The organism is aff. Roholtiella sp. LEGE 12411 (assembly GCF_015206995.1).
Taxonomy (GTDB): domain Bacteria; phylum Cyanobacteriota; class Cyanobacteriia; order Cyanobacteriales; family Nostocaceae; genus Komarekiella.
In genome coordinates, this window is sequence record NZ_JADEXR010000236.1 from 1 (window position 1) to 6480 (window position 6480).

Sequence of the window (6480 nt, forward strand, 5' to 3'; positions counted from 1 at the left end):
AAAAATTTTAAAAGTCATTAACCTTTGTCAGACTTAGCTTGTAGCGCTATATTCTTGTTTGTTATTAGCTCTTTTTTCTCGTTTAAAATACTTTTTTTTCATAAGGGGATCGGTAGAACCCAAAAAAGATGTAGCACCCACGAAAAACAGGAGATTTTCCAGCAATAGGTAGAAATTGATGTTGAAGGTAGTCATTTGTGAATAACTATTGAGCACTAAAAGATGAGTTTTATTATTTATTGGCTCTATTTTCTTTTATTAGATGAATAATCGATGGCACTGTGGTAAATCTAAATGCATCAAATTTCTGACATTTAAACAATAGGCATACAATATCTTAACGTTTAGCAATTTTTGAGAACTAAAAATAATATTAAATTTACGTTGACTTCTTTTGTAATCTTAAAAATGTCATCACAGGTAGTAGATTTTGGGTAATGGGTGTAATATGCAAAGATATTTGAAAGTATTAGGATTATTTTGGAGTGCTGCCATAGCAGCTGAGTTGGAGTATCGCGTCAACTTCCTCATTGCTACCCTCAGCAGCATAGGTAATCTTGTAGGAAGTCTGTTTGGACTATTCTTGTTTTACCGTACTGGCTATACTTTTAGTGGCTGGTCATGGGAAGCAGCTTTAGTAGTTTTGGGGATTTTTACCTTACTGCAAGGTTTTTCTGACACTTTTCTCGCCCCAAACTTGAATCGCATTGTCCGTCATGTGGAAGAAGGTACTCTTGACTTTGTATTATTAAAGCCTATCCGCAGTCAATTTTGGCTTTCCACTCATACCCTTTCACCTTGGGGACTCCCAGATTTAGTCTTTGGCAGCGTAATCATTGCTTATGCAGGTGAAAGCCTCGGCATACGCATAAACGACTACATACTTAGTGTAGTGCCGTTGTTGTGCGGCTTGGTGATTCTTTATAGCTTGTGGTTTATGCTGGGAGCCATGAGTATTTGGTTCGTAAAAATATACAACGTCACCGAAGTGCTGCGCGGTTTATTAGAAGCTGGAAGATATCCGATCGCAGCATATCCCAGCACTTACCGCTTTTTCTTCACCTTTATAGTACCAGTGGCTTTTTTAACTACAATACCAGCAGAAGTGATGCTGGGTAGGGGTCAAGCTATCTGGTTGATCGGTGCAGCTGGGTTAGCACTAGTTCTGTTTTTATTTTCCACTTGGTTTTGGCGGTTTGCGTTACGGTTTTATACTAGTGCGTCGAGTTAAATTGCTTTTAGTTTTACCAATTTTTACCTAAATTTTGTAAATTTTTGTAAAAATTTTAGGGAAATTTATATAGCAGATATGATCTCACTAGAGAAAATACGCAAATACAGTTGACGGTCAACTGCTTGAAAACCTCAAAGGGTACAAAATGAATTCCGAATATAACGTCAAACTGACAATTGCTCTTGATAATCCAGATTTAGATGCAGGGGAGCAAGAAGAGGAAACACGAAATCTCTTGCGAGAAATTAGAGAATTAGATGTAGAAAGTGCTGAACTTGTAGCAGTTACAGAAGCACCCAAAGGCTCAAAAGCGTTAGGAGGTTTCCTGCTGGGAGTGTTGCAAGCAGAGGTGAGTTTTGCCAATTTGAAGAAAGTATTGGGATTTGTGGGCGATCGCCTCGGTAACAAAACCATTGAATTGGAAGTTGAGGCTAACGGTAAAAAACTCAAGGTTAAAGCCAGCAGCCAGCAAGAATTAATGACCGCGATCGCCGCAGCGCAAAACTTTGTAGCAGCAAGCTGAGAAATGCCATAACAGGAAAGAGGATAGGGACATGACGAAGGTAGCACTCCTGATAGGGATTAGTGATTATGAGCCTGGTCTTAACCCATTACCTGCATCGGTAAAGGATATGCAAGCGATCGCTAAAGTTTTGCAGCATCCAGAAATGGGTGGATTTGCTGAAACTGATATCCAAAAACTGGAGAATCCCGATCCTCAGAAAATGCAGGAAGCGATCGAGACCCTATTTAGCGATCGGCGTAAAGATGACCTTGTAGTACTTTACTTCTCCGGTCACGGCATCAAAGATGAGAGTGGCAAACTTCACCTCGCCACTCGCCTTACCCGCAAAAATCCCCAAGGGCGACTCATCAAATCAACCACCGTTCCCGCCAGCTTTGTTCATAACATCATGAGCGATAGCCGCTGTAAGCGCCAAGTCGTAATTCTCGACTGTTGCTTTAGTGGGGCGTTTGCTGAGGGTTGGTCAGCCAAAGATGACGGTTCTCTCGATATCCGGGCTGAACTTGGTGGCGAGGGACGAGTTGTGTTAACATCTTCCACTGCTACTGAGTATTCTTTCCAGCAACAGGGATCAAATCTTTCGATTTATACCCGTTACCTGATTGAAGGTATTGAAACAGGAGCCGCAGATTTAGATAACGATGGTGCAGTTTCGGTTGATGAATTGCATGAGTACGCCAAAAAGAAAGTTCAAGAAGCGGCTCCCGCCATGCAACCAGAAATTTATGCAGTCAAAGAAGGATTTAAAATCCTGTTGTCTAAAGCACCCATTGGTGATCCAAAACTGAAGTATCGCAAAGAAGTAGAGATTTATGCTAGTCGGGGCGAAATTTCAATTATTGGTCGCAGAATATTAGATGCCCTACGTCATAATTTGGGGTTGCTCCCTGAAGAAACTGCTGCAATAGAAATTGAGGTTTTAAAGCCTTACCGAGAGTATCAACAAAAATTGCAGCAATATGAGCAAGCATTAGTTGATGCAATTGGACGGGAGCCGACTTTGAGTGACTATACTCGCAATGATTTGCGACGTTATCAAGAAATTTTAGGACTTAGAGATGAAGACATAGCATCAATCGAGACAAGAATTAGTCCCAAAAACGCAGTTCCATTTCCAGATAAAGTTACAGCTTCCAAAAGCATCTCCCACAAAGATGATGTAACACCAGTCAAAACACTAAACAAAGCTGTTGCAGCAAGTCCAACTGAAACTCCTGCGCCCAATATAGTAAAATCTCCAAGTATTCTTGCTACTTCTGTTGCAGTTCTGAGAAACCCCAGAGTCATGATTGGAGCAAGTGTCCTCGCTACTGTGGTTCTAACTTTCTCTTTCTTGGTGAAGCCGCACGATGCTTCAGTTACGACACCTAGCCCAGTAGAATCATCTATTCTTAGTGCGACTCCCACTATTTCGCCTACAACCGAGATGAGTGCTAAAAATTTTTATGATAGTGGACTCGAAAAGTCTAATAAAAAAGACTACAAGGGAGCAATTGAGGATTTCAATGAGGTACTGCGGCTCGATCCCAATTTTATACTTGCCTACAACAAGCGAGGTGATGCCCGTAGTTCTCTTAAAGATTTTAAAGGAGCAATTGAGGATTTAAACAAGTATATTCAGAGCAATCCCAACGATGCTAACAGTTACGTTAGTCGAGGCTGGGCTTACTATAATTTGTACAATTACAAGCAAGCTATTATCGATTACAACAAAGCGATTCAAATTAACCCCAAGTACGCTCTTGCCTATAATAATCGAGGGGCAGTCTACGCTGACCAAGGCAACTACGAACAGGCAATTTCCGATTACACCAAAGCCATCGAGTTTAAGAATGATCCGCTCAAGTGGCCCTACTACAACCGGGGTGATGCCCGCCGTAACCTAGGAGATAATGAGGGAGCGATTGAGGATTATAACCAGGCGATCCGTATCGATCCTACTTATACCAATGCTTTCAATAACCGAGGTCTTGCCTACGCTAACTTAAAAGATCATAAAAAAGCAATTGAGGATTATAGCCAGGCTATTCGTATCGACTCCAATTATGTCTATGCTTACTATAACCGGGGTGATGTCCGCTCTATTATCAAAGATAAACAGGGAGCGATCGCAGATTATCAAATAGCCGCAAACCTTTATCAAAAACAAGAAAACACAAAGCGATATCAACAGACGTTAGAGAAACTCAAAGAGTTGCAAAAGTAGCTAAATTTTGGCAATAATTATCAGATAAAGATGGGAAGCGATAATCCAGCGCTGATGAATATGAGTTTGTACCAATTAAACCTGAAAGTACAAATCAAAATAGTCAAAATCCCTCACAAAAAATCTGGATTTTCCCCTAACTCTCTTAATTTAGCGGCTAAACGAGCCGCTTGTGCAATTGCGGCTTCCTCTCGTGCAACGGCTGCTTGTGCTTGTGCAACTGCGGCTTCTTCTCGTGCAACGGCTACTTGTGCTTGTGCAGCAGCAGCCTCCTCTGGTAACAAAACCAAATTGCTAGCCACATCGTAAAACCGCAACCATACCGCCGTTTCTCTATCTATTGTTCCCTCACTCGTCCCCAACCATAAACCTAAACGCTTACACCATAACCACCCGCGCTCATTTGGGGTCAAAAGCTGATACTGTTGATTATCATCTAAATGCCACCCTTGCAAAGATTTAGGGTCAAAGGGATCATAGACAAAATAATCTGAGGTACGGAAAGTTTGTTCGTAAAGATTTTTCTTAATACCCTTGTCTATTGCTGCCGTAGATGGTGACATTAATTCCACAATGACATCAGGATAGCGGCCGTTTTCTTCCCAGACTACCCAACCTTGTCTAGAGTTATTACCATCAACATTCAGTACTGCAAAAAAATCTGGGCCACGGAAATCACGGTTACGAACTTGGGCGCTACTGTAGTAAATAAACATATTGCCCCCGGTAAAATAATCATTGCGGCCAGTAAAAAACTGCTGCAATGACCGAATCAGGACATTCATGGCAATACGGTGTCGATTTGATTCCAAAGGTTCACCATCATCAAAAATTAAATCTGTAGGTGGCATCGGGGGTTCCCAGTCCACAACGGCTGCTAGATTTGTTTCAGTATTCATGAGCGATCGCCTTTCTCAATAAGCCTTAAATCTCCATAATAATCTGCCCATAGCTTACTCAATTGCGTGCAGATTATAAATAGTTATAAATTATTGTTTACCCAATTTCTAAAATTACGCATAGCTTGACTTCTACCAATGCTTAAACATTGCTGAATATATTCATTTACTAATTCAACAATTGGGATATCAGGAAAATTAGGACTAGATTGAGATTTTATATATTTCCCCTGCTGTAGTAAGGAAATTTCTAATCCTTGTTGTGTATATCGCCAGAGTTCAGGAACTCCCAAAATCTCATAGTTATCAAATCGAGTGCGGGAGGTAATATCAACTTCGATTGCTAAATCTGGTGGCGGATCTATTGTTAAATCAATACGATTTTTCCCAATTACAGCAGCTTGATTTTGAATATAAAAACTAGTATCTGGTTCTACTGCTTGCTGCATTCGCTCATTTTTAAGTGTTGTGGAGCCAAAAGGCTCAAAATCAATTTGGAATATTTCTAAGAGGATTTTGACTAAATCACCAATAAGTTCTTTATCTTTTTCGTGTTCTGGTAGAGGAACCATAATTTCTAACCAACCATGACTATAAGAAATACGTGCGGCACGCCTTTCTCCCATTTCTTCTAAAATATTCTCTAACTGCTCCCAACTAATATCTTTGAGCAACATTTGTTGGCCTGGTTTGACGATAATTTGTTGTAGTTTTAAAGGCATATCGCCTCACAGAGTAGGTATAGATATTATTCTAAATCCGTCGAGTCAGCAGGGCGATCGCCTGAGTTTGGCACTTTGCACAATCACACCTAACTCAACTTCCAACCAGCATTTCTAGTAAAATTAACTTCTGAGGACTGTGGATAGGGAGAACTTGGGGTGCCTACACTTGGCGTAAACATTGACCACATCGCTACCATCCGACAAGCGCGGCGGACGGTGGAACCAGATCCAGTGGCGGCTGCGGTACTGGCAGAATTAGGAGGCGCAGATGGTATTACGGTGCATCTGCGGGAAGATCGGCGGCATATCCAAGACCGGGATGTGCGAATCTTAAGGCAGACTGTGCGATCGCATCTTAATTTAGAAATGGCCGCTACAGATGAAATGCTAGCGATCGCTCTCGACATCAAACCCGATTACGTGACTTTAGTACCCGAAAAGCGCGAAGAAGTCACTACAGAAGGCGGATTAGATATTGTCGGACAAATTGCTAGAATAATTGAAATAGTTGATAAATTGCAGAACGCTAGCATTCCAGTTAGTCTATTTATCAATGCAGAACCAGCACAAATTGAAGCATCTGTCAAGGTAAAAGCGAAGTTTATTGAACTCCACACTGGGCAGTACGCTGAAGCTAAGGATGAAACAAATCGTCAGCAAGAATTAGCCGTATTAGCTAAAGGGTGTGAGCAAGCGATTCAAGCCGGGTTGCGAGTGAATGCTGGTCATGGACTCACCTATTGGAACGTTTATCCGGTGGCTGCGCTTCCAGGAATGGAAGAACTCAACATCGGTCATACGATCATCAGTCGGGCTGCATTAGTAGGTATAGAAACAGCCGTCCGCGAGATGAAACAAGCTATAAGAGGGAATGGGGGATAGGGCATGGG

The 6480-nt window shown here is 41.6% G+C and carries 6 protein-coding genes; 4 read left to right on the plus strand and 2 right to left on the minus strand.

All coding sequences use genetic code 11. The features are described from left to right. Nucleotides 1-448 precede the first annotated feature (448 nt). From IQ246_RS28315 to IQ246_RS28325, 3 genes are all read left to right on the plus strand, one after another. Complete coding sequence (locus tag IQ246_RS28315) at nucleotides 449-1231, plus strand: ABC transporter permease (RefSeq protein ID WP_194006612.1); 783 nt, start codon at nucleotides 449-451, stop codon at nucleotides 1229-1231. Nucleotides 1232-1379: 148 nt separating this feature from the next. Continuing rightward, entirely contained in the window at nucleotides 1380-1757 is a 378-nt protein-coding gene (locus tag IQ246_RS28320; RefSeq protein ID WP_194006613.1) for a hypothetical protein, read from the plus strand. Nucleotides 1758-1788: 31 nt separating this feature from the next. Further along, entirely contained in the window at nucleotides 1789-3966 is a 2178-nt protein-coding gene (locus IQ246_RS28325; protein ID WP_194006614.1) for a tetratricopeptide repeat protein, read from the plus strand. Between the two features lie 113 nt (nucleotides 3967-4079). Here IQ246_RS28325 and IQ246_RS28330 read toward each other — a convergent pair whose 3' ends face one another. Further along, nucleotides 4080-4865: a Uma2 family endonuclease gene (locus IQ246_RS28330; protein WP_194006615.1), complete on the minus strand. Its 786-nt coding sequence runs from the start codon at nucleotides 4863-4865 to the stop codon at nucleotides 4080-4082. A gap of 83 nt (nucleotides 4866-4948) precedes the next feature. Further along, nucleotides 4949-5587 carry a Uma2 family endonuclease gene (locus IQ246_RS28335; protein ID WP_194006616.1) on the minus strand — a complete coding sequence of 213 codons (639 nt, stop codon included), beginning with the start codon at nucleotides 5585-5587 and terminating at the stop codon, nucleotides 4949-4951. A 159-nt stretch (nucleotides 5588-5746) separates the two neighbouring features. Here IQ246_RS28335 and IQ246_RS28340 point away from each other — a divergent pair, with 159 nt between their 5' ends. Further along, nucleotides 5747-6472 (plus strand): pyridoxine 5'-phosphate synthase, encoded by a 726-nt coding sequence (locus IQ246_RS28340; protein ID WP_194006617.1) that lies wholly within the window; start codon nucleotides 5747-5749, stop codon nucleotides 6470-6472. Nucleotides 6473-6480: the final 8 nt, after the last annotated feature.

Bases quoted from the DNA above. Each gene is read 5' to 3' on its own strand.
- IQ246_RS28315 (WP_194006612.1), top strand. From the start codon at position 449: ATGCAAAGATATTTGAAAGTATTAGGATTATTTTGGAGTGCTGCCATA.
- IQ246_RS28320 (WP_194006613.1), top strand. From the start codon at position 1,380: ATGAATTCCGAATATAACGTCAAACTGACAATTGCTCTTGATAATCCA.
- IQ246_RS28325 (WP_194006614.1), top strand. From the start codon at position 1,789: ATGACGAAGGTAGCACTCCTGATAGGGATTAGTGATTATGAGCCTGGT.
- IQ246_RS28330 (WP_194006615.1), bottom strand. From the start codon at position 4,865: ATGAATACTGAAACAAATCTAGCAGCCGTTGTGGACTGGGAACCCCCG.
- IQ246_RS28335 (WP_194006616.1), bottom strand. From the start codon at position 5,587: ATGCCTTTAAAACTACAACAAATTATCGTCAAACCAGGCCAACAAATG.